At 62.7% G+C, this 18,167-nt stretch carries 19 protein-coding genes; 10 read left to right on the top strand and 9 right to left on the bottom strand.

Annotated features, from left to right (window positions below):
• Positions 1–17: 17 nt before the first annotated feature.
• A complete protein-coding gene (locus AC1RRC_RS05945) occupies positions 18–863 on the top strand; it encodes a CheR family methyltransferase (RefSeq protein WP_493054342.1) in 846 nt (281 codons plus the stop codon).
• Positions 864–976: 113 nt separating this feature from the next.
• Here the strand turns inward: AC1RRC_RS05945 and AC1RRC_RS05940 are convergent, their stop codons facing one another.
• From AC1RRC_RS05940 to AC1RRC_RS05930, 3 genes are read right to left on the bottom strand one after another with little or no spacing between them, the layout of a single operon-like run.
• Positions 977–1,600 (bottom strand): glutathione S-transferase family protein, encoded by a 624-nt coding sequence (locus AC1RRC_RS05940; protein WP_493054341.1) that lies wholly within the window; start codon positions 1,598–1,600, stop codon positions 977–979.
• Entirely contained in the window at positions 1,597–2,301 is a 705-nt protein-coding gene (locus AC1RRC_RS05935; RefSeq protein ID WP_493054340.1) for a glutathione S-transferase family protein, read from the bottom strand. The genes AC1RRC_RS05940 and AC1RRC_RS05935 overlap by 4 nt, the downstream gene beginning before the upstream one ends.
• Positions 2,298–3,023 (bottom strand): ribonuclease T2 family protein, encoded by a 726-nt coding sequence (locus AC1RRC_RS05930; protein WP_493054339.1) that lies wholly within the window; start codon positions 3,021–3,023, stop codon positions 2,298–2,300. The genes AC1RRC_RS05935 and AC1RRC_RS05930 overlap by 4 nt, the downstream gene beginning before the upstream one ends.
• 568 nt (positions 3,024–3,591) lie before the next feature.
• On the opposite strand from AC1RRC_RS05930, the gene AC1RRC_RS05925 reads away from it, so the two are divergent.
• Entirely contained in the window at positions 3,592–4,218 is a 627-nt protein-coding gene (locus AC1RRC_RS05925; RefSeq protein WP_493054338.1) for a YceI family protein, read from the top strand.
• Here the strand turns inward: AC1RRC_RS05925 and AC1RRC_RS05920 are convergent.
• Entirely contained in the window at positions 4,215–4,844 is a 630-nt protein-coding gene (locus AC1RRC_RS05920; protein ID WP_493054337.1) for a LysE family translocator, read from the bottom strand. The genes AC1RRC_RS05925 and AC1RRC_RS05920 overlap by 4 nt on opposite strands.
• A gap of 102 nt (positions 4,845–4,946) precedes the next feature.
• Here AC1RRC_RS05920 and AC1RRC_RS05915 point away from each other — a divergent pair, with 102 nt between their 5' ends.
• Positions 4,947–7,961 (top strand): hybrid sensor histidine kinase/response regulator, encoded by a 3,015-nt coding sequence (locus AC1RRC_RS05915; RefSeq protein WP_493054336.1) that lies wholly within the window; start codon positions 4,947–4,949, stop codon positions 7,959–7,961.
• Positions 7,962–8,047: 86 nt separating this feature from the next.
• Positions 8,048–8,374: a hypothetical protein gene (locus AC1RRC_RS05910; RefSeq protein WP_493054335.1), complete on the top strand. Its 327-nt coding sequence runs from the start codon at positions 8,048–8,050 to the stop codon at positions 8,372–8,374.
• A 13-nt stretch (positions 8,375–8,387) separates the two neighbouring features.
• On the opposite strand, the gene AC1RRC_RS05905 is transcribed toward AC1RRC_RS05910, so the two are convergent.
• Entirely contained in the window at positions 8,388–9,314 is a 927-nt protein-coding gene (locus AC1RRC_RS05905; protein WP_493054334.1) for an NAD-dependent epimerase/dehydratase family protein, read from the bottom strand.
• Positions 9,315–9,451: 137 nt separating this feature from the next.
• On the opposite strand from AC1RRC_RS05905, the gene AC1RRC_RS05900 reads away from it, so the two are divergent.
• Together AC1RRC_RS05900 and AC1RRC_RS05895 are read left to right on the top strand one after the other, a co-directional pair.
• Positions 9,452–9,826, top strand: a complete 375-nt coding sequence (locus AC1RRC_RS05900; protein WP_493054333.1) for a YbaN family protein — start codon at positions 9,452–9,454, stop codon at positions 9,824–9,826.
• Positions 9,823–10,107 (top strand): hypothetical protein, encoded by a 285-nt coding sequence (locus tag AC1RRC_RS05895; RefSeq protein WP_493054332.1) that lies wholly within the window; start codon positions 9,823–9,825, stop codon positions 10,105–10,107. The genes AC1RRC_RS05900 and AC1RRC_RS05895 overlap by 4 nt, the downstream gene beginning before the upstream one ends.
• A gap of 135 nt (positions 10,108–10,242) precedes the next feature.
• Here AC1RRC_RS05895 and AC1RRC_RS05890 read toward each other — a convergent pair whose 3' ends face one another.
• Together AC1RRC_RS05890 and AC1RRC_RS05885 are read right to left on the bottom strand one after the other, a co-directional pair.
• Positions 10,243–10,632 carry a DUF1801 domain-containing protein gene (locus AC1RRC_RS05890; RefSeq protein ID WP_493054331.1) on the bottom strand — a complete coding sequence of 130 codons (390 nt, stop codon included), beginning with the start codon at positions 10,630–10,632 and terminating at the stop codon, positions 10,243–10,245.
• A 15-nt stretch (positions 10,633–10,647) separates the two neighbouring features.
• Complete coding sequence (locus tag AC1RRC_RS05885; protein WP_493054330.1) at positions 10,648–13,758, bottom strand: NAD(P)-binding protein; 3,111 nt, start codon at positions 13,756–13,758, stop codon at positions 10,648–10,650.
• Between the two features lie 178 nt (positions 13,759–13,936).
• Between AC1RRC_RS05885 and AC1RRC_RS05880 the strand changes: the two genes are divergently transcribed.
• Entirely contained in the window at positions 13,937–14,536 is a 600-nt protein-coding gene (locus AC1RRC_RS05880) for a phosphohydrolase (RefSeq protein WP_493054329.1), read from the top strand.
• 412 nt (positions 14,537–14,948) lie between these two features.
• The gene (locus tag AC1RRC_RS05875; protein ID WP_493054328.1) at positions 14,949–15,659 is read left to right on the top strand and encodes a response regulator; all 711 of its coding nucleotides are present in this window, start codon (positions 14,949–14,951) and stop codon (positions 15,657–15,659) included.
• A gap of 336 nt (positions 15,660–15,995) precedes the next feature.
• Here AC1RRC_RS05875 and AC1RRC_RS05870 read toward each other — a convergent pair whose 3' ends face one another.
• A complete protein-coding gene (locus tag AC1RRC_RS05870) occupies positions 15,996–16,220 on the bottom strand; it encodes a hypothetical protein (protein ID WP_493054327.1) in 225 nt (74 codons plus the stop codon).
• A gap of 84 nt (positions 16,221–16,304) precedes the next feature.
• Between AC1RRC_RS05870 and AC1RRC_RS05865 the strand changes: the two genes are divergently transcribed.
• A complete protein-coding gene (locus AC1RRC_RS05865; protein ID WP_493054326.1) occupies positions 16,305–16,886 on the top strand; it encodes a chromate transporter in 582 nt (193 codons plus the stop codon).
• On the top strand, positions 16,883–17,458 hold the full coding sequence (locus AC1RRC_RS05860) for a chromate transporter (RefSeq protein WP_493054325.1): 576 nt from the start codon (positions 16,883–16,885) through the stop codon (positions 17,456–17,458). Before AC1RRC_RS05865 ends, AC1RRC_RS05860 begins: the two co-directional genes overlap by 4 nt.
• 109 nt (positions 17,459–17,567) lie before the next feature.
• Here AC1RRC_RS05860 and AC1RRC_RS05855 read toward each other — a convergent pair whose 3' ends face one another.
• Entirely contained in the window at positions 17,568–18,134 is a 567-nt protein-coding gene (locus AC1RRC_RS05855) for a YceI family protein (RefSeq protein ID WP_493054324.1), read from the bottom strand.
• Between the last annotated feature and the right edge of the window lie 33 nt (positions 18,135–18,167).

Genomic DNA, 18,167 nt, shown 5'->3' with positions numbered 1-18,167 from the left:
CCAAGGTGACGACACGCATGGGGAATGTGACGCCGATGCTGCGGGAAGCGGCGCCTGAAGTCGAGGCGCTGGAACTGGAATTGCTGCTCGAAGCATTGCTGCAGCGCTATGGCTATGACTTCCGTGGCCATGAGCGGGCGGCGCTGCGGCGCAAGCTGCGCGGCGTGATGCAAAAGCGCGGTTTGCGCACGCTGTCGCTGTTGCAGGACAGCGTGCTGCACGATCCCGGCGCCGCGTCGGCCACCTTGCGCGCCTTGCACGTGCCGCCCGCCACGTTGTTTGACGACCAGGATGAGGCGCGCCAATTGCGCCAGCTGGTGGGCGGGTGCCTGCGCGGCGCCGCCCTGCCACGCGTGTGGCTGGCCGATTGCGCCGGCGCGGAACAGGCGTGGACGCTGGCAATTATTCTGGCCGAAGAAGGTCTGCTGGAACAAACGGAAATCCACGCCACCGTGGCCAGCGACGAACAGCTGGCCGAAGCGCAGGATGCGTCAGTGACACAGGAACACCTGGCGCAATGCCAAGGGGCGTATGCGCGCAGCGGCGGCCAGGGAGACCTGTCCGCTTACTTCGTCCCCAGCGGCAAGCGCCTGGTGCTGGCGCCCGCCCTGCGTTCGCACATCACGTGGGCGCAATACAACCTGGTGACCGATGCGTCGTTCAATGAATTCAACCTGATCGTGTGCCGCCGCGCGCCGCCGGATTTCGGCCCGCTGCTGCACCAGCGCGTGGTGAACCTGTTCCATGCCAGCTTGGCGCCGTTCGGCATCCTGGGCCTGGACAAGCCGATCGACGCCACCGATACGCTGGCGGCGCACTATGCGGAGTTGCCGCAGCCAAGCTGGCGCCGCCGCATTGCGTAGGGTGGTTTCCGCGCAGCGGAAGCCGCCATGCCCGCACCGCCACTACCCCATGCGCCGGCAGCGAACCGCCCGACACATTCAGCCGCGCCATTTTTACAGGCGGCGCACGCTTGTCATCCTGCGCCGGCGCTGGGCCGCTGCGCAATGCGGTCGCGCCAGGCCTGCAAATGTTCCAGCCCTTCCGCCGCCGGGCGGAATTTCATCAACCCGCGCGCGAATTCCACCGCGCAAAAGGCCGTGATGTCGGCGACCGTAAAACGCTGCCCCGCCACGTAAGGCTGCTGCGCCAGCACGCCGTCCAGCCAGCGCGCGGTCGCCCGGACCTTGTCCCCCTGCGACGCGCCGAAGTCCGCGAATTGCGGCTGTTCCAGCGCCGCCAGGCCCGGATGCGTGTGGCGGATACAGTTGGCGAAGCCGCCAAACAGGTGCAGCTCGATGCGGCGGTCCGCCATTTCAATAAAGGCGCGGTCATCATAGCCATCGCCCATCAAATTCGGTTCCGGATAGACCCCTTCCAGGTAAGTACAAATGGCGCGGGTTTCCGACAGGACGCGGCCATCGTCGAGTTCCAGCGCCGGCACCCGGCCAAACGGATTCACGGCCAAAAATTCCGCGCTGCGGTGTTGCAGTGCTCCCAGGTCGATCAATTGCGTCTCGATTCCGCTGATGCCTTTTTCGGCAATGAACATCGCCACGCGGCGCGGATTGGGCGCTTTCGCGCTGGTATACAACTTCATCGGGCCTCCCTGGATTGTCCGGTTTCCAGCATCTTGCGTGCTTCCTGTGCAAACCGTTCCGCCTGGTCGGCGCTGGCATGGCGGTCCAGCTTCGATGGCGGCATGGTGATGCCCTTGCGTACCGCGGGCCGCTCGCCCACCAGCGCCAGCCAGCGCTGCAAATGCGGCATGCCATCAACCGGCACGCCGGACCAGCTGTGCGTGCGCACCCAGGCCCAGTTGGCAATATCGGCAATCGAGTAATCGCCCGCCAGGTAGTCATGGTGGCGCAAATGGCCATCGAGCACGCGGAACAGGCGGCTGCACTCGCCGTGGTAGCGGTCGATGGCGGCTTGCAGCTTTTCCGGGAAGTAGCGGTAAAACACATTGGCCTGCCCCATCATGGGGCCGATGCCGCCCATCTGGAACATCAGCCATTGCAGCACTTGCGAACGCCCTTTGGCATCAAGCGGCAACAGGCGCCCGGTCTTTTCCGCCAGGTAGATCAGGATCGCGCCCGATTCAAACACGGCGAAATTGTCCGCCGCGCGGTCGATGATGGCGGGAATGCGGCCATTCGGATTGATGGCCAGGAACCACGGTTCCTTTTGCTGGCCGGCCGCCAGATCCAGCGCGTGCACGGTATACGGCAGCGCCAGTTCTTCGAGCGCAATCGACACCTTGTGGCCGTTCGGGGTTGCGGCGGTGTAGAGGTCAATCATAACTTGCTCGGGAACGTGAATTCTTTGCCGCAATTGCCATAACCATTGTCACCGCCTTTGGTTTTGATCGGCGCGCCCGGTTCACTGCCCCATTCAAATTGCACGTTGAGCGAATCCACATAGGCGCCCCGGCATTTCAGGCGCACCGCGCCATCGAGCGCGGGGAATTTCTTTGCTATCAACTGGTCGAATTCCTTGCGCGTGACCGGACGGTCCAACAGCGGCGCGACGGCGTCGGCAAAGGCTTGCGTATGCTTCAACGCCCAGCCGAAATACGCGGCCGGCTGCATCGTGGTGCACGTGCCGTGCTTGACCCATTCATGCCGTTCCAGGCATTTTTCCAGGCCCGCCATATATTGCTTGCCCTTGTTCCATTCAGCGGACTGGTATAAGCCGGGCGGTTGCGGATAGGCGCAGAATTTACCCTTGGCGTCCGATTGCGTCGCACATACCTTCTTGTCGCAGTCGCCGGACGGAAAGCCGCTATGGTAATTCGGCCACAAGCCATGTAATTGCAGCCCCGGTTTGGGGAAACTCTTACAGCTGGGATCGGACCGGCTGTCCGGATTCATGCAAAACGTGGTGGGCACCGACAATTCCAGCCGATAAAACTTGGGTTTGGACGGATCGATATGGCAGTAAGGCTCATCGGCGGCCTGCGCCTGTGCCGGCGCCAACGCCAGCAGAGCCAGCGCCATGCCGGCCTGATTTAAAATGCGCATAAAATATCCCGTGTGCGAAAAAATGCCAGTGTAGGGGAAAATCACGAATACGACAGGCAAAAAAAGACCGGCGATCTTGGAGGAGGGAGCCGGTCAAAACGCTTTTAAGAGCGCGGGGATAATCGTGCCGCGTCTGAGGGATACGGCAACCTGGCGCGCAGTGAGGACTGCGCGCTACAGGTGGTACTGTGCCAGTATTCCTTTGGGGTAAGCTTAGGGATTGATTAAGGTTGGCCATCACATCTGTAACAATTGTTTCAGTCATGCGATGGCGGGTTGCGGCAAAAAAAAACCCGCGACATGTCGCGGGCGAAGGGATTCAAATCGGGTGAGATTTGAAAGAGCGGTATCATCGCACTGATGGGTGACCGGGTCTGATACGGTCATTCATTGCTTTGGTGTTGCTCTAAATCCTTGCTGTCAGGCGTAGATTAGTACAAAGAAACAGACTTAATTCTCACCAATAATCACAATGGGTCATTTTTCGCGGCTAACAGGCATTTCCCTCCTGCTACTACTCGGTGCGTGTGTACGTTTGCCAACACCAGTAGTGGAAAAAGCAACACCCGTGCCCCCGGCGCCAGTCGCTGCGGCGCCGGCAACCACGCCGCTGCCCTGGCAAGAGCAGGTCCGCGCACGGGGCGGCGCCTTGTGGAAACTGGACGGGGACTCCCTGATCGCCGTGACGGTACGGCGCGGTGGCGCCCTGGCCCGGCTGGGCCACGACCATGTGGTGGCCGCCCGGTCCTTGACCGGCGTGGCCTATCCCGGCGCCCCGGGCGACCCGGCGCGCGCGGAATTCCGCTTCCGGCTCGATACGATGGTGGTCGATGACGACGCGCTGCGCCGGCAGGCCGGTTTGCCGGCGGCGCCGGCAGCCGATGCGATTGCCGGTACGCGCCACAACATGCTGGTGAAAGTACTCGATGCGGAACGCTATCCGGAAGTGCTGGTCCTGGCCGAACAAAGCAGCGCCGGCGCGCTCAATGCGGACATCACCTTGCACGGCGTCACGCGCCGCTATACGTTCCCGGCTGACATCGTCAAAACCGGCAACAGCATCGCCGCCACCGGCCAGTTCACGATCTTGCAAACCGACTTCGGCATCAAGCCATTCGCCGTCTTCGGCGGCGCGCTGGCGGTGCAGGACCGCCTGGAATTGCGCTTCGCGATCAGGGCCAGCGCGTCCCCTTAGCGGGCCGCGATCAGGCGCACGCCCAGTCCCACAAAAATCGTCCCGGCTATCCGGTCCAGCCACAGCCCCGCGCGCGGGCTGCGGTTGATCCACTTGCCAATCCCGCCCGAGAAATAACCCAGCAAGCCAAACAGCACGCATGCCTGCAGCGTAAACACCAGGCCCAATTGCGCGGTCTGCCAGCTGACGCCGCCCCGCTCCGCCACCACGAATTGCGGCAGGAACGACAGGAAGAACAGCACCACCTTCGGATTGATACTGTTGGCGAACAAGCCCTTGCCGAACAGCCGGGCCAGCGATTCGTCCGGCAAGCCTTCCGCCGCCACCTGCGCTCCGCCCTTGCTGCGCAGCGCACCCCATCCCAGCCAGATCAGGTACAGCCCGCCAAACACTTTCAGGGCCGTGAACGCCATCGGCGAGGCGGCGATCAGCGCGCTGACCCCGAGGGTGGCCAACACCGTGTGCGTCAGGCAGCCCAGCGCGCATCCGAGGCCGAAGGCAATGCCGCGCGCGCGGCCCTTGGACATGCCGACCCCCAGCACCATCAGGTTGTCCGGCCCGGGCGACGCGGTAATGACCACGGCGGCCGCGAGAAATCCAAAGAATTGTTCAGGTGAGATCAGCAAGATAGGGATTCCGTCTAGAGTCGATTAGAATATGGCAAGTATCATATTTTACTATCTTCACGCTGCCGCCCAGCGGCCAGGAAAATCAGTCCGGACCCCACGATGTTCTTACAATTCATCGCCCTGTTCGCCAGCGTGCCCCGTCGCCTGCCTGTCCGTCTGACCACCTACCTGGGCGCGTGCCTGACCGCATGCCTGCTCTTGTCGCTGGCCCTGGCCGGCGCGCCTTCGCTGGCGGCGCCGGGATTGGCATCGGAAGCGGGCCCCGCCGCCGACACCCGTGCCGGCCAGGCCGTGCTGACCAAAGCGGCCACCATCGATTTGCTGAAGCACGGCGCCTTGTACCATGACGCGGGCCAGGCGTTTCCCTCCGACCCGGGTGATCTGCCCGCGTTCATTGCCAAGCTGAAGCCCGCCGCCAAAGTGGATTTGCTGGGCGGCGGCTATTGGCTGCATGCGCGGCTGCGCAACGATACGCGCCAGTCGGCCTGGGTCCTCGACCCCAACGACACGCTGATCGACCTGGTCGATACCCGCCTGTATGGCCCCGACACCGCGCTGCAGCACCTGTCCACCGGCTACCGCGCGCCGCACGAATACCTGCTCCATTATGGCAAGGACGTGGCGCTGCAGCCGGGTGAAACCTATGAGGTGCTGATCCGCTTTTCCAGCCCGTATTACGCGCGCACGCCGGTGTTTGCCGTGACACCGCAAGACGCTTACCGCACCCTGGTGGCGCGTGAAAATTTCCTCGTCATTGGTTCGATCGGCGCGCTGGTGGCGCTGGCCATCTTCAATTTCTTCATCTATACCTACACGCGCGACCATTCGCCGCTGTACTACTCGCTGTACGTGCTGTGCTATGCGACCGGCTGGGGGCTGACTTTCCACCTGCCCACCGACCTGTTTGGCTGGCATGACTTGCGCTTCCATTACGTGCCCTTCTTCCTGCTGCCGGTCCTCAGCACGCTGTTTTACCGCGCCTTCCTGCGCCTGGAACACAATGCGCCGCGGCTGCACAAGATCAGCAACATCAACTTTATTTTGCCGCTGCTGCTGTTGCCTAGCTGCTTTATCGCGCTGCCGTATGCGCACACCCTGGCCACCATCGCGATCTCCATCTGGATGACCCTGGCGCTGATCAGCGGCATCGTGGTGTGGCGCAACGGCTACCAGCCGGCCCGCTTCTTTATCCTGGGCTTCGTTGCCCTGATGCTGCCGGGCGTGCTGATCTTGCCGGCCAATGTCGGCCTGATTCCGGCCGCCGTGGAAAACGCCCAGCTGTTCACCCTGCTGGGCGGGACGCTCGATGGCGTGTTGCTGGCGTTTGCGCTGGCCGACCAGATCCGTCTGCTGCGCAACCACCTGGAACAGCGGGTGCAGGAACGCACCGCGGAATTGACGGAAGCAAAGGAGCACGCGGAAATCGTCAGCCGCCACCGCATCGATTTCCTGTCCGCCATGAGCCATGACATCCGCACGCCGCTGGCCGGTGTGATCGGCATGCTGAAATTCGCGCTGCGCGACCAGACCGTGCGCGGCCGCACCGAGGAATACCTGCGCATCGGCCTGCAAAACAGTGAAGCGCTGCTGGCCATCCTCAACGATATCCTGGATTTTTCCAAGATCGACGCCGGCAAGCTGTCGATTGAAACCGTGGATGTGGACTTGCGTTCGCTGATCGATGAAGCGGTCGGCATCCTGCAAGCGCAAGCCGATGCCAAGAGCCTGCTGCTGAAAGTCGACCTGGCGCTGGACCTGCCCCGCTATGTGCAGGGCGACCCGACCCGGATCCGGCAAATCCTGCTGAACCTGCTGGGCAATGCCATCAAGTTCACCGACCGGGGCGAAGTGCGGCTCGAAGCGTCCGCCCGGCAGGGCCGCAATGGCCTCACCCACGTGCAGTTCAGTATCCGCGACACCGGTCCCGGCATCAACCCGACCACCCTGTCGCGCCTGTTCCAGAAATTCGAGCAAGCCGACATTTCCACCACGCGCCGCTTTGGCGGCACCGGCCTGGGCCTGGCGATCTGCAAGGAGCTGGTGGAGTTGATGGGGGGCGTGATCGGTGTCGACAGCACCCCGGGCGTCGGTTCCAACTTCCACTTTACCTTGCCGCTGGCGCTGGGTATGCCGCCTGAAAACGATTTGATGGCGCTACCGCGCGAAGCGCGCCATGCCTACCGCCTGAACATCCTGTGCGCCGAAGACGTGCGCACCAACCAGATCATCATCAGTACCCTGCTGGAAAGCATGGGCCACGCGGTGTCCATCGTGGAAAACGGCGTCGACGCGCTGGCCGCGCTGTCGCGGGACGAATACGACCTGGTGCTGATGGATGGCCGCATGCCAACCATGGATGGCGAACAGGCCGCGCGCCTGATCCGCCGTGGCGGCAGCGAAGATTACCGGGTCAAGGACACCAGCGTGCCCATCATCGCCCTGACCGCCAATGCCAGCGACCATGACCGCGCACGCTACCTCGCGGTCGGCATGGATGGTTTCCTCAGCAAGCCGGTCGATGAACGCTTGCTGTACGACCAGATTGAAAAAACCATTGCCCAGTTGCTGTCGCGTGGCCGTACCCTGCAATTCGTCGCCCCGGCCGACAGCGCACATGCCGGTCAGGAACCAGCCGGGTTCGCGCAATATGACAGCGCCGCGGCCGGACAGGCTGGCCAGCCGGCCGCGCCGTCGGACGCGGAGCTGGCCGCGCAATTCGGCGTGGCGCCGCTGGAACAGGTGGCGCAGCCCGTCAATAACGATGGCCGGATCCGCATCCTGCCGCTGGCCGGCCTGTCGCAAAAACACATGCAGCGCATCACGCAAGCCTTCCTCGATGAAGCGCCGCGCCGCCTGGAACTGGCCCGCACAGCCGTCCAGGGCGGCAAAGCCAGCACCGCCTCGGCCGCCTTCCATGCCTTGAAAGGCAGCGCCGGCTATCTCAGCTCGGCGCAGTTGCATACGCTGTGCCACAAATTGGAAAAACTGGCGGCGGCCGGCGACCTGGACCAGGTCACCGCCAACTTGCCGGAATTGCAGGAAGCGCTGGAACAGGCGTGCCAGGACTTGCGCGCCAGTACGACGGCGCCGGAAGCGAGCATGGCCGCCAATTAGCCTTGCCGGTGAAGCGCCTTGGCGCTAAAAGCACAGGCGCTGCCGGAACTGCTGCAAAATCCCGTGGCAGCCGCTATAGTGGCTGCATGACACCCCAACGCCAACTCACCATCGCCAATGCCCTGATGTCGCTCGGTATTGCCCCGCTGTTGCTCGCGGAAATCTTCGTGGTCTCGACCCTGGCCGGCAACTGGCAGGCGGATCCCCGGCATGAGGCGCTGGCGCTGAGCATGGTCATTTCCATGCTCTATACCGGGGCGTTCGCCGTGCTGCTGGCGCTGCCGGTCACCCTCTGGTCGTGGCTGGTGGCGCGGCGCCATGCGGACTTAAAGACTGGCCGCGTGTTGCGCCGGGTGGTGCTGGCCGCGCTGCTCCTGCCGCCGATACTGCTGTTCGTGGTGCCGCACCGCTGACCTTTCATGACCTTCAGGCGCGCGGCGCCAGCAAATGCAGGATGCCCTCGCCGGCGGCCTGCAGCCCGTCAACCGTGGCGCGCCAGCCCAGCAGGCGTTCCGCCTTGCGGCTGGAACAGCCGGTGTTGTATTTCACGACATACTCGGCAAACTGCACTTCCTGCGGGCTGTAGCCGCCGCGCCAGTCGCCGTCGGCCGGCCGCCATTGGCGGCCATGCCACTGCGCCACCGCCCCGGCATACGCGCGCAAGGTCACCGGTTCCGGCGACGCCACATTGAACGCCTGGCCTTGGGCAATGGCACGCGCTTCCAGCGCCCGCAGGAAGGCGTCGGCAATATCGGCCGCATGGGCAAAGTGCAGGGTCGCCTCGCCGCCGTCCGGCAGCGCCAGCGGCGCGCCGCGCGCCAGTTGCGCGAAGACGGCCGGCTGCAGGTTGCCGCCCGGGTTCACCGGCCACCAGTAGCGGCCCGCGATCTGGCCCGGATGGATCACCGTCACGGGCACGGCATCCTGCGCCAGCAACAGCGTTTCAATTTGCGCTTTCCACTCTCCGTACACGCCATATGGCGCGCGCGGCGAGGTTTCATCCTGCAGCGCCCCGCTGCGCGGGCCATAGACCCACACCGATCCGCAATGGAGCAGGTGCGCGCCACTGCCGGACAACGCTTGCAGCAACTGGCGCGCGCTGTCCGGCGTAAAGCACATCAGGTCGATCACCGCGTCCGGCTTCAATCCGGCCACCAGCGCGCCAAACGTGCCGGCCTTGTCCCGCTCCGCGCGGTCGGCCGCTACCCGCTCGACCTGGTCCCAGGCCGGATCGGCAAAATACGGCGCGCTCAGGCCGCGCGCAATCGTCACCACGCTGTGCCCTGCCCGCACCAGCAGCGGCGCCAGGTAACTGCCGATATGGCCGGTGCCGCCGATCATCACCACCCGCATAACACCCTTTCAGTGATCACAATATGCACAACATTCACAACATCGGGACAACCAGCATAGGCCACCCCGCACGCCGTTGCAATCGCGGCGCCAATGCAGGGTATGATAGGCCTTACGTCATTGCGTTTCACCCACACATGAGAATCGCCACCAATATCCTCGGCAGCTTCGCCCTGGTCCTCGCGGTCCTCGGCATCTTCCTGCCGCTGCTGCCCACCACGCCATTCCTGCTGCTGGCGTCGGCCTGCTATGCGCGTGGTTCGCCGCGCCTGCACCTATGGCTGCGCAACCACCGCACGTTTGGCAAGTTCCTGCGCGATTTCGAAGACGGGCGCGGCATCCCGCTGCGCGGCAAGATCCTGGCGCTGGTCATGATGTGGGCCTCGATGCTGTATTCGATCTGGAAAGTCACGCTGGCCGTGAAATTCGTGCTGGCCGCGATTGCCTGCGCCGTCACGGTCTACCTGCTGCGCCTGCCCACCACGCCGCGCGAACCCAGGGACAAGCCATGAGGATCGTCATCCTGGCGGCCGCCGTGCTGGTGTTCCTGACGGTGCTGTGGGGGCCCGTGCTGTACCTGGCGAACCGGTTCCTGGCGCGCGGCGTCTATGGTTTGTATGGCTGGCTGCGCGCCCTGCTGCCCGCGCAACTGGTGACCGCCATCGTGCTGACGGTGGCGGCCGACTACACCGGCCACTGGGACCTCGGGCCGGTGATGGCCGCCGTCACCCTGGCCGTCAGCGCCGGTGGCATGGCGGTGATTTCACTGCGGGCCCTGGTGCTGCGCCGCTGAACTTGCCGCTGAACTTGCCGAAGACACGGGGCGCATAACCCGTAGGGCGGCATTTACAATGCCGCCTGCATGCGTCGCGTCGACGCACGCATGGCGGCTCGCAAGAGAACCGCCCTACGCGGCCAATGGCGCCGATCAATGGATAGACGTTGGGTTGCCCAGTGTGGCGTTCAACGCCACGGCCTCCCGCACCAGCCGCAGCACCGTCTCCCGCTCCAGCGGCGTATCCGGTGTCAATGCCATCGTCGCCAGCTCGTACTTGCCGCCTCCTTTCAGGCGCGGCTCGAGATGGCCCAGCCGCTTGCCGCGCCAGAAGCCGAACAAGACCCGTTCGTCTTCGGCGCGGATCAGCAGCACCGGGCCGTTACTGAAATACACCAGGTGGCCCCATTTGATGACTTCATCGAACGGCGCCGCCTCCAGCACCGCCGCGCGCAGCGCGGCCACCTGGGCCTGGCGCCAGCCATCGAGCGCCGCCACATAGGCGTCCGGACTGGCGGCTGGCGCGGCTTTTTTCATCGGCATCGGAAGTCCGCCCGTTTAAAAGTCTTTCTCGCCCTGGATCACCTGCGGATACCCCGTCATGGCGCGCGAAGTCTGCATGCCCGCCATCACGGCCGCTTCCACGCAACCGGCATTGAGGCCGGTCTTGATCCAGTCCCCGGTCAGGAACAGGTTATTAAAACCCGATTCATCGGTCGCCAGCCGGTACCGGGTGGAATTGACCACCGACAGCACGTAGCGTTCGGACGGATCGACATTGGCGCGCCAGTATTGCGCATCGAAGCGCGCTTCGCCCGTGCCTTCGGCCGGATCGACCAGCCAGTTCCACGGGAAGGCGCCCGCCGGGCCGGCCGCGGGCCACAAATACGCGATTTCTTTGCGCAACTGGTTGACCGCGCCCTCTTTCGCCACGGCTTTCATGCGGTCCGGGAACGCGTGGTCGGACGGCGGTGGGTAGGCCGCCACCGGCAGCGCGCTGCAGAAGTACGACACGTTTTTCGGATCGACGGCCGGCGGCCAGTCTTCACGGCACAGCAACTGGTCCATCGGCGCCCACGTGTCATACGGTTCCGTAAAGCCCGACAGCACCGGCTGCTGGCCGTCCGGCTGGCAAGTCCAGCCCATTTGCGCCAGGTCCTTGTTCAGCCACACCTGGTAGGCCTGGGTCGCCACGGTTTGCACCTGCTCCGAGGCGGCGCGCAGCTTGTCGCTTTTCGCCAGCAATTGCGGGCACAGCGCCGGCAGGGAACCGATGGAAATGCCGAACACGACCTTGTCGAAGTCCACGCCTTTCTTCAATGTCACCGTTGGCAGCGGCTTGCCGAACGCTTCGCGGTACAGCTCCGGCCAGTTGGTCCAGTACGATTCCAGGTTGACGTTTTCCTGTTGCAGCAGCGCGGCCTGGGCCGGGTCGATCTGCTCATACAGCGGTGCGGACGGCCAGCAGCCGAGGCCTTTGACATCGACCAGCGGATCGTATTGCGCGCCCGCCAGCGCCACTTGTTGCGTCATGCGGATGGCGCCGATGGTGTCGCCGTCCGGCACCAGTTCATCGACCTTGTGGAAGTATTTGAATTGCACGCCGCGCGCCTTCAGCACTTCATACATCGGCGTGAAGATGGTGTCGCCCATGCCGGCCTGCATCTTGAACATGATGCCGCCTTTATACGCCAGGCCAATGCGCATCATCGAGCGCAGGATGGTGCCGGCTTCCACGTTCGGCTTGTCGAAGTCGCCATTTTCATAAGCGAACACCAGGTCGTAGAAACCGCGCACCGGCGCGGAATTGACGCAGTAATCCTCATCGCCGCCATGCTTGCGCAGCCAGTCGCGGAAATCGATGTCGTTGATGACGTCAAAGCCGTGGCGGAACACGCCGTCTTCAAACATGCCTTTCATGACCGTGATGCCGAGGTCCAGGCAAATGAACATGTGGCGCAAGTCATCGTTGCTGATGATTTTGTCGCGGTAGCGCGCGTGCAGCCACTGGCGGATGCCGCCCAGCGTCCCGCCCAGCATGTCATGCTCGGATTGCTGGTGGCTGGACGAATCCGGCGCCAGGTTGGACACCAGCGCCGCCAGCGCGCCGGCCGACACCACCACGTCGTCCGCCAGGTCGGCAATATCTTCGCGCACGTCGTCGGCCAGCCGGCGCAGCCAGCCGCCCGGGCCGCTGGCGTGTTCCGGCGCCTTCTTTTCCTCCAGGCCGTCGGCGATGTCCTTGAGGTTTTTCAGCCACTGTTCGATCCACGCAATCATGGCCACCGCCATTTGCCACAGCGTGATCTCTTCGGTGCCGGTCCCCGGCTCACCCGGCAGGCTCGGGAACATGATCGACCAGTTGCGCCATTCGCCATTGACGTCTTCCGACAACGCCACGTAATCGTGCTGCTTGAACGCGTCTTCCCAGGTCGCCAGCGGCGATCCCGGCGGACGCCCCAGCGCCGCGTAGGCTTCCTTGATCATCTTGAAGGCATTGGCGTAGAAACCGAACCAGATGTGCAGGCCGTGTTCCTCGATGCGCTGCCCCAGTGCCGCGTTGCGTCCGCTGGCGCCCTTGCCGCCCAGGCGCCAGCCCTGCTGGTACACGGTGATCTCCATATTGTTTTCCCAGCCCGGCTGGTTGGTCAGGTAATACGCGGCCGTCATGGAACCGACGCCGCCGCCCAGGATCGCGATTTTTTCCGGGTTCACCCGCGAGTTGTCGACCAGTTCCTCCCCCGGCTGCGCGGTGAAATCAAAATTCACGTGGAACGGCAAAATCGCCGCTTGCGGCCCCAGTTGCAAGCCCAGCGTGTCGTTCAGCGGGAAGCTGTCGAAGGCATGCAGGGTCGCTTCATAGTCATAACCCAGCAACTTCACGCTGTGCAGCTTGTCGATGGTGGCCGGCGCCGCCACGATGGCCTGGTACACGGCCTTGATGCCCGCGCTGTCCGGGAATTGCTTGAGGAAGATCTGGTCGATGCGCGGGTTGCGCAGCAGCGACCCGATATCTTCCCATCCCTCCTTGTCCATGTTGAAGAAGTCCGGCACCGCCAGGAACAGCTTGATGGCTTCCTCGATCAGGTCGCCGATATCATCGAGGACTTTCTCTTGCTGGTTGGGGTTGACGGCATTGACTTCCAACAGCGGATGCAGCGCAATGCGGGTCTCCGGCGAAAACTGTTTAAAGCCCTTGGCGGAGACCGAACAGCGCAGCGGCGGCAGTCCATCTTGCGGGATCTCGTATTCGCACAGGTATTTCGGATAGCCGAACAATTCACGGCCGTTGATCAGCGCCATCGCGTCATCGACAAAGATGTGGCAAGGATACCAATAGATGTGATCGAGCTTGCCGTCCGGGTCCATCGCCCCCGTCATGACCCACGTGACGATATCGATTTCCGTGATCCAGCCCTTGGCATGGTCCACCGGCGCGGCGGAGTCCGCGTGGTTGACGCGGGTAAACGTCACCATCACGTAGGGCGACAGCGCCTTGAAACGCATGCGCTGTCCGGCCACCGCATTCAGGCTGGTATCGAGCGTGTGCTGCAATTTGGCCACATCGCCTTTGACGAAATAGCCATACATGTCGGAATTCTTCAATTGCAGCGGTGAGTGCATCATCACCGAACCGCCGGGATACAGGTAGGAAGGACGTGTCGCCATGGAATCTCCAAAAGATGTGGGCCGCGTCCGAATAGTGTATTGCAAATTCAAGTAATGTTGCTCATAAGAATAGAATTTTCCACCATGTTGGAGTCGCTATCATGCTTGTAATACAATGCGCACAAAATAAATGGTTAAAAGGAAGCAAATGCGCGGCGATGCGCGGGCTTGGGTCCGCATGCCTTCGGGAAAACGGCTGGATTTGCTGGACCCGACCCCGTTCGACTGGGACGATGCCGACCTGGCGCTGGGCCTGGCGCGCACCTACCGCTGGGGCGGGCATTCCGCGTGGCCGCTGCCGTTATCGGTGGCGCAGCATTCCCTGACCGTGATGCAGTTGCGGCGCACCTGGGCCGGGAACAACGGCGAAACCTTGCCGCCCGAGGTGGAATTGCGTGAGTTGTTGCATGACGCGGAAGAAGGCTTGCTGGGCTTCGACTGCATTTCCGTCCTTAAACCTTTTTTGGGTGACCAGTTCAGGGAACTGAGCCGGCGGCTCGAACAGGCGGTCTTCCTGCGCTATGGCTTGCCGCGCTGGACCCGCGATGGCCACCGCATCCACAAGCGCGCCGACCGGCTGGCCGCCGCCAGCGAAGCCGTGCACGTGGTGGGCTGGTCGCGCAATGAAGTCCGGCAAACGCTGAAAATACGGGCGCAGCCGCTGGACACGGATCCGCTGCAAGCCGTCTATGGCGGCCAGCCGTGGGAACCGTGGCCGCCGGGCTTGGCGTGCGAGCGCTTCCTGGAGATGTTGGAGAAATTGAAACGGCAGCTATAACGCCGCACGACAGAGTTTGCCTTATCAAGCTGTTCTAACAGGGCGTTTCTAAAGCGCTTTTCAGCGTTATCCACATCGTCTGTGGATAAGCGTGTGGAAAACACCCCCTTGACAGGCTGGAGACGTAGTGTTGAAGCGGGTTTCAACAAATTGCTGATTTCGCAGGCAAAAATTTTCATCAAAAAAATCAATTACTTGCAAATCGCTTGAAGCAACACCAAAAATAATTTTTTGCCGATTGAAAAAAAAAGTTCGGCATTTGCTTCCAGAACGGGCAGCCCCGGGCGCCGCGTCCCGGAACCCTTTGACAAATATTCAGCCGAGGAATAGTGTTGCTGAAGCGGATGCACGAATGGGCGGCCCGTGTCTTGATGTAGTGCGCGCCGACGATTGATTAGCCACAGGAATGTGCATGAACGTGAAAGAAGAAAGTAGCCCGGACTGGATGATTGAAGAAGATGCGCCTGCCGGCGCGGACCCGAATGGCGCTGCCGTGCCGGCCCCATGGCGGGTGCTGATTGTTGACGACGATGTCGACGTCCATGTGGTCACCAAATTCTCCCTCAGCAATGCCTGCTTCCAGGGCCGCCGGCTCAGCTTCCTGCACGCCTATAGTGGCGGTGAAGCGCTGACGGTGTTGCGCAACAACCCCGACGTGGCCTTGGTGTTGCTGGATGTCATCATGGAGACCAGCGAAGCGGGCTTGAAAGTCGCGCGCCAGATCCGCGACGAGTTGCACAACAAGCTGGTGCGCATTGTATTGCGGACCGGCCAGCCTGGCCAGGCGCTGGAACACAGCATCATCCTCGATTACGACATCAATGATTTCTGGTGCAAGAGCGACCTCACCACCCGCAAGCTGTTCACCACGGTGATTTCGTCGCTGCGCGGCTATGCGGGCCTGGCGGAACAGGAACAGCGCATCGCGGCCTTGCAGGCGCAACTGGGCCGCCAGCTTGGCTTCACGCTCGATGGCGACAACCGCATCGTCGACGCCAGCGCGAAGGCGCTTGCCCTGCTGGACGCCACCAAAGAAGAGTTGCTGGGCGCGCAAGTTTCCACCGCCGCGCCGGATGCCGCCGGCGACGCCGCGCCGGCAAAGCACTGGATACGCATACAGTAGTTATTTCCCGCGATTTTGCCGGCATCGTCCCCGCATCATGCCGTCATTTGCCTTGCCGGGGCCGCCAGGTTGCAGCTAAGTGGCGGATTGTTAAGCGCTTTTTCCGATATCCACAAAGTGTGTGGATATCTTTGTGGAAAAGCCCCTCTTGACAGCCCGCACGGCCTGTAACCATGCGGGTTCCAACAAACTGCCCGTTCAAATGGCAGAATTTACCTCCTTCAAAATCAAGCACTTAGCAAAGCAGTGAAATCCGCGTGAAAATTTTTTGCAGGTTTACGGGCAGACAATTTTTGTGCATAAGTACGGCTGACTTTGTGCGCGCACCGGTCCGGCTCAATGGGGTACGCGGCGCCGCAAATCCGGGTGCAGCAACACCCGCTCAATCACATCCGCGCGCACATTGTTCGACTTGAGATATTCGATCGCACACAGGGTGGAAAAACAATCTTGCACCGCAATGCCCTTGTTGACGATTTCACTGCAGCGCGCGTCGCTGCGCTGCTGATGGGGTGGCTGCAGGGCCGGCACGGGCCGGTCTAAAACAGTGTGTGCTTCCATTGCGGTTCCTTCACAGTGGCGGGCCACTATCGGCCGTGAAGGGAGTATCGAACAATAAATGTGGAAGTCAAGGATAATGGCGGGATGATTCCTGAAGACAATCCGCTCGACAATCGCCGGCGGCCGCAATCATTGGCCGACCTGTTTTTCTCTTTTACCATCCTGGCCCTGCAGGGTTTTGGCGGCGTGCTGGCGGTGGTGCAGCGCGAACTGGTCGAACGCAAGCGCTGGCTGACCCAGGAAGAATTCACGGAAGAACTGGCCGTCGCGCAAGTCATGCCGGGCCCGAATGTCGTCAACCTGTCGCTGGTGATCGGCGCGCGTTACTTCGGCATGCCGGGCGCGGCGGCCGCGCTGGCGGGCATGCTGGCCATTCCCCTGCTGCTGATCATTGCCCTGGCGCTGGTGCATTCGCAATTCGCCGACCATCCGGGCGTGGCCGGCGCCCTGCGCGGCATGGCGGCGGTGTCGGCCGGCATGATCGCCGCCACCGGCGTCAAGCTGGCGGCCTCGCTCAAGCGGCATCCGCTGCCGCTGGCGCTGGGCCTGGGGGTGGCTGTCGTGGCGGTGCTGTTGCTGGCGTGGCTGCGGCTGCCGTTGCTGTACGTGCTGGGCGGACTGGGCATGCTGTGCTGCCTGCTGACTTACCGGAGGCTGAAAGCATGACCACCATCGTACTGACCTGGAGCGACTGGCTCAGCCTGTTTGGCCATTACCTGCTGCTGTCGCTGATGTCGGTGGGCGGCGCGATTTCCACCACGGCGGAAATGCACCGCCTGCTGGTGGAACAGCACCACTGGCTGACGCCGCAGCAATTCAACGATGCGATTGCCCTGGCCCAGGCGGCGCCCGGTCCGAACGTGCTGTTTGTCGCGCTGATGGGATGGAAAGTCGGGCTCAATGCCGGCAGTTATACGGCGGCCGTGCTGGGGGTGGCGGTCACCATGACGGGCATCATGCTGCCCAGCACGACATTGACCTACATGGCGTCGCAATGGCTGCACCGCAACCGCGAGATGCGCGGCGTGCGGGCCTTTAAACAAGGGATGTCGCCGGTGGTGGTCGGCATGCTGGTCTCGACCGGCATCATCCTGGCCACCACCAGCGCGGCCACCATCGATCACTGGCCGCTGTGGGCGCTGTCGCTGGCGGCCGGCATCGTGATCTGGCGCACCAGCCTCCACCTGCTGTGGCTGCTGGGCGCCGGGGCCGTACTCGGCTGGTTCCAGCTGGTGTAGCCCCTCTGTCATCCCCTGGGGTCTGACCCCATTTATGACAAAAGTAGACATTTCTTGGGATCATATGTCCACTTTTGTCACATTCGGGGTCTGACCCCAGGGTGTGACATTATTCCTTGACCGCTTCGATCGCGAACGTCAGGGTCACTTCATCGCTGACGTGCGGTGCGTATTTGCCGGCGCCAAAGTCCGACCGCAGGATTTTCGCCACGGCGTTGGCGCCGCACGCGTCTTTCTTCAGCATCGGGTGCGGCATGCACTGGAACGACGTCACGGTCAGGGAGACGGGCTTGGTCACGCCCTTGATGGTGAGATTGCCGTCCACCGACGCCACCTTGTCGCCGTTGAAATGCACCTTGGTGGATTTGTAGGTGATGGACGGGAACTTGGCGGTGTGGAAGAAGTCCTCGCCCTGGATGTGGTTGTTGAACGTGGCGTAGCCGGTGTTGACCGATTTTGCGTCGATGGTCACGTCCACCGAGCCGGTCTTGGCGGCCTTGTCGATGGTGATCTTGCCGGACGTGGTGTCAAAACGGCTGACCTGGTTCGAATAGCCGAAGTGGCTGTATTCGAAACGGGGCGCCGTGTGGGTGCTGTCGATGACATAGGTTTCCGGCGCGGCGGTGGCGGCCATCGAGAATCCGGCGGCGATCAGCAGGGCAACAATCTTCTTCATATTCACTCCAGTTCAATAGTTGGGAACGATTTA

Source organism: Pseudoduganella sp. GW821-FHT12E03 (genome assembly GCF_058807115.1).
The sequence above is the reverse complement of the archived record's forward strand: the minus strand, read 5'-3'. Positions and strand labels throughout refer to the sequence as shown.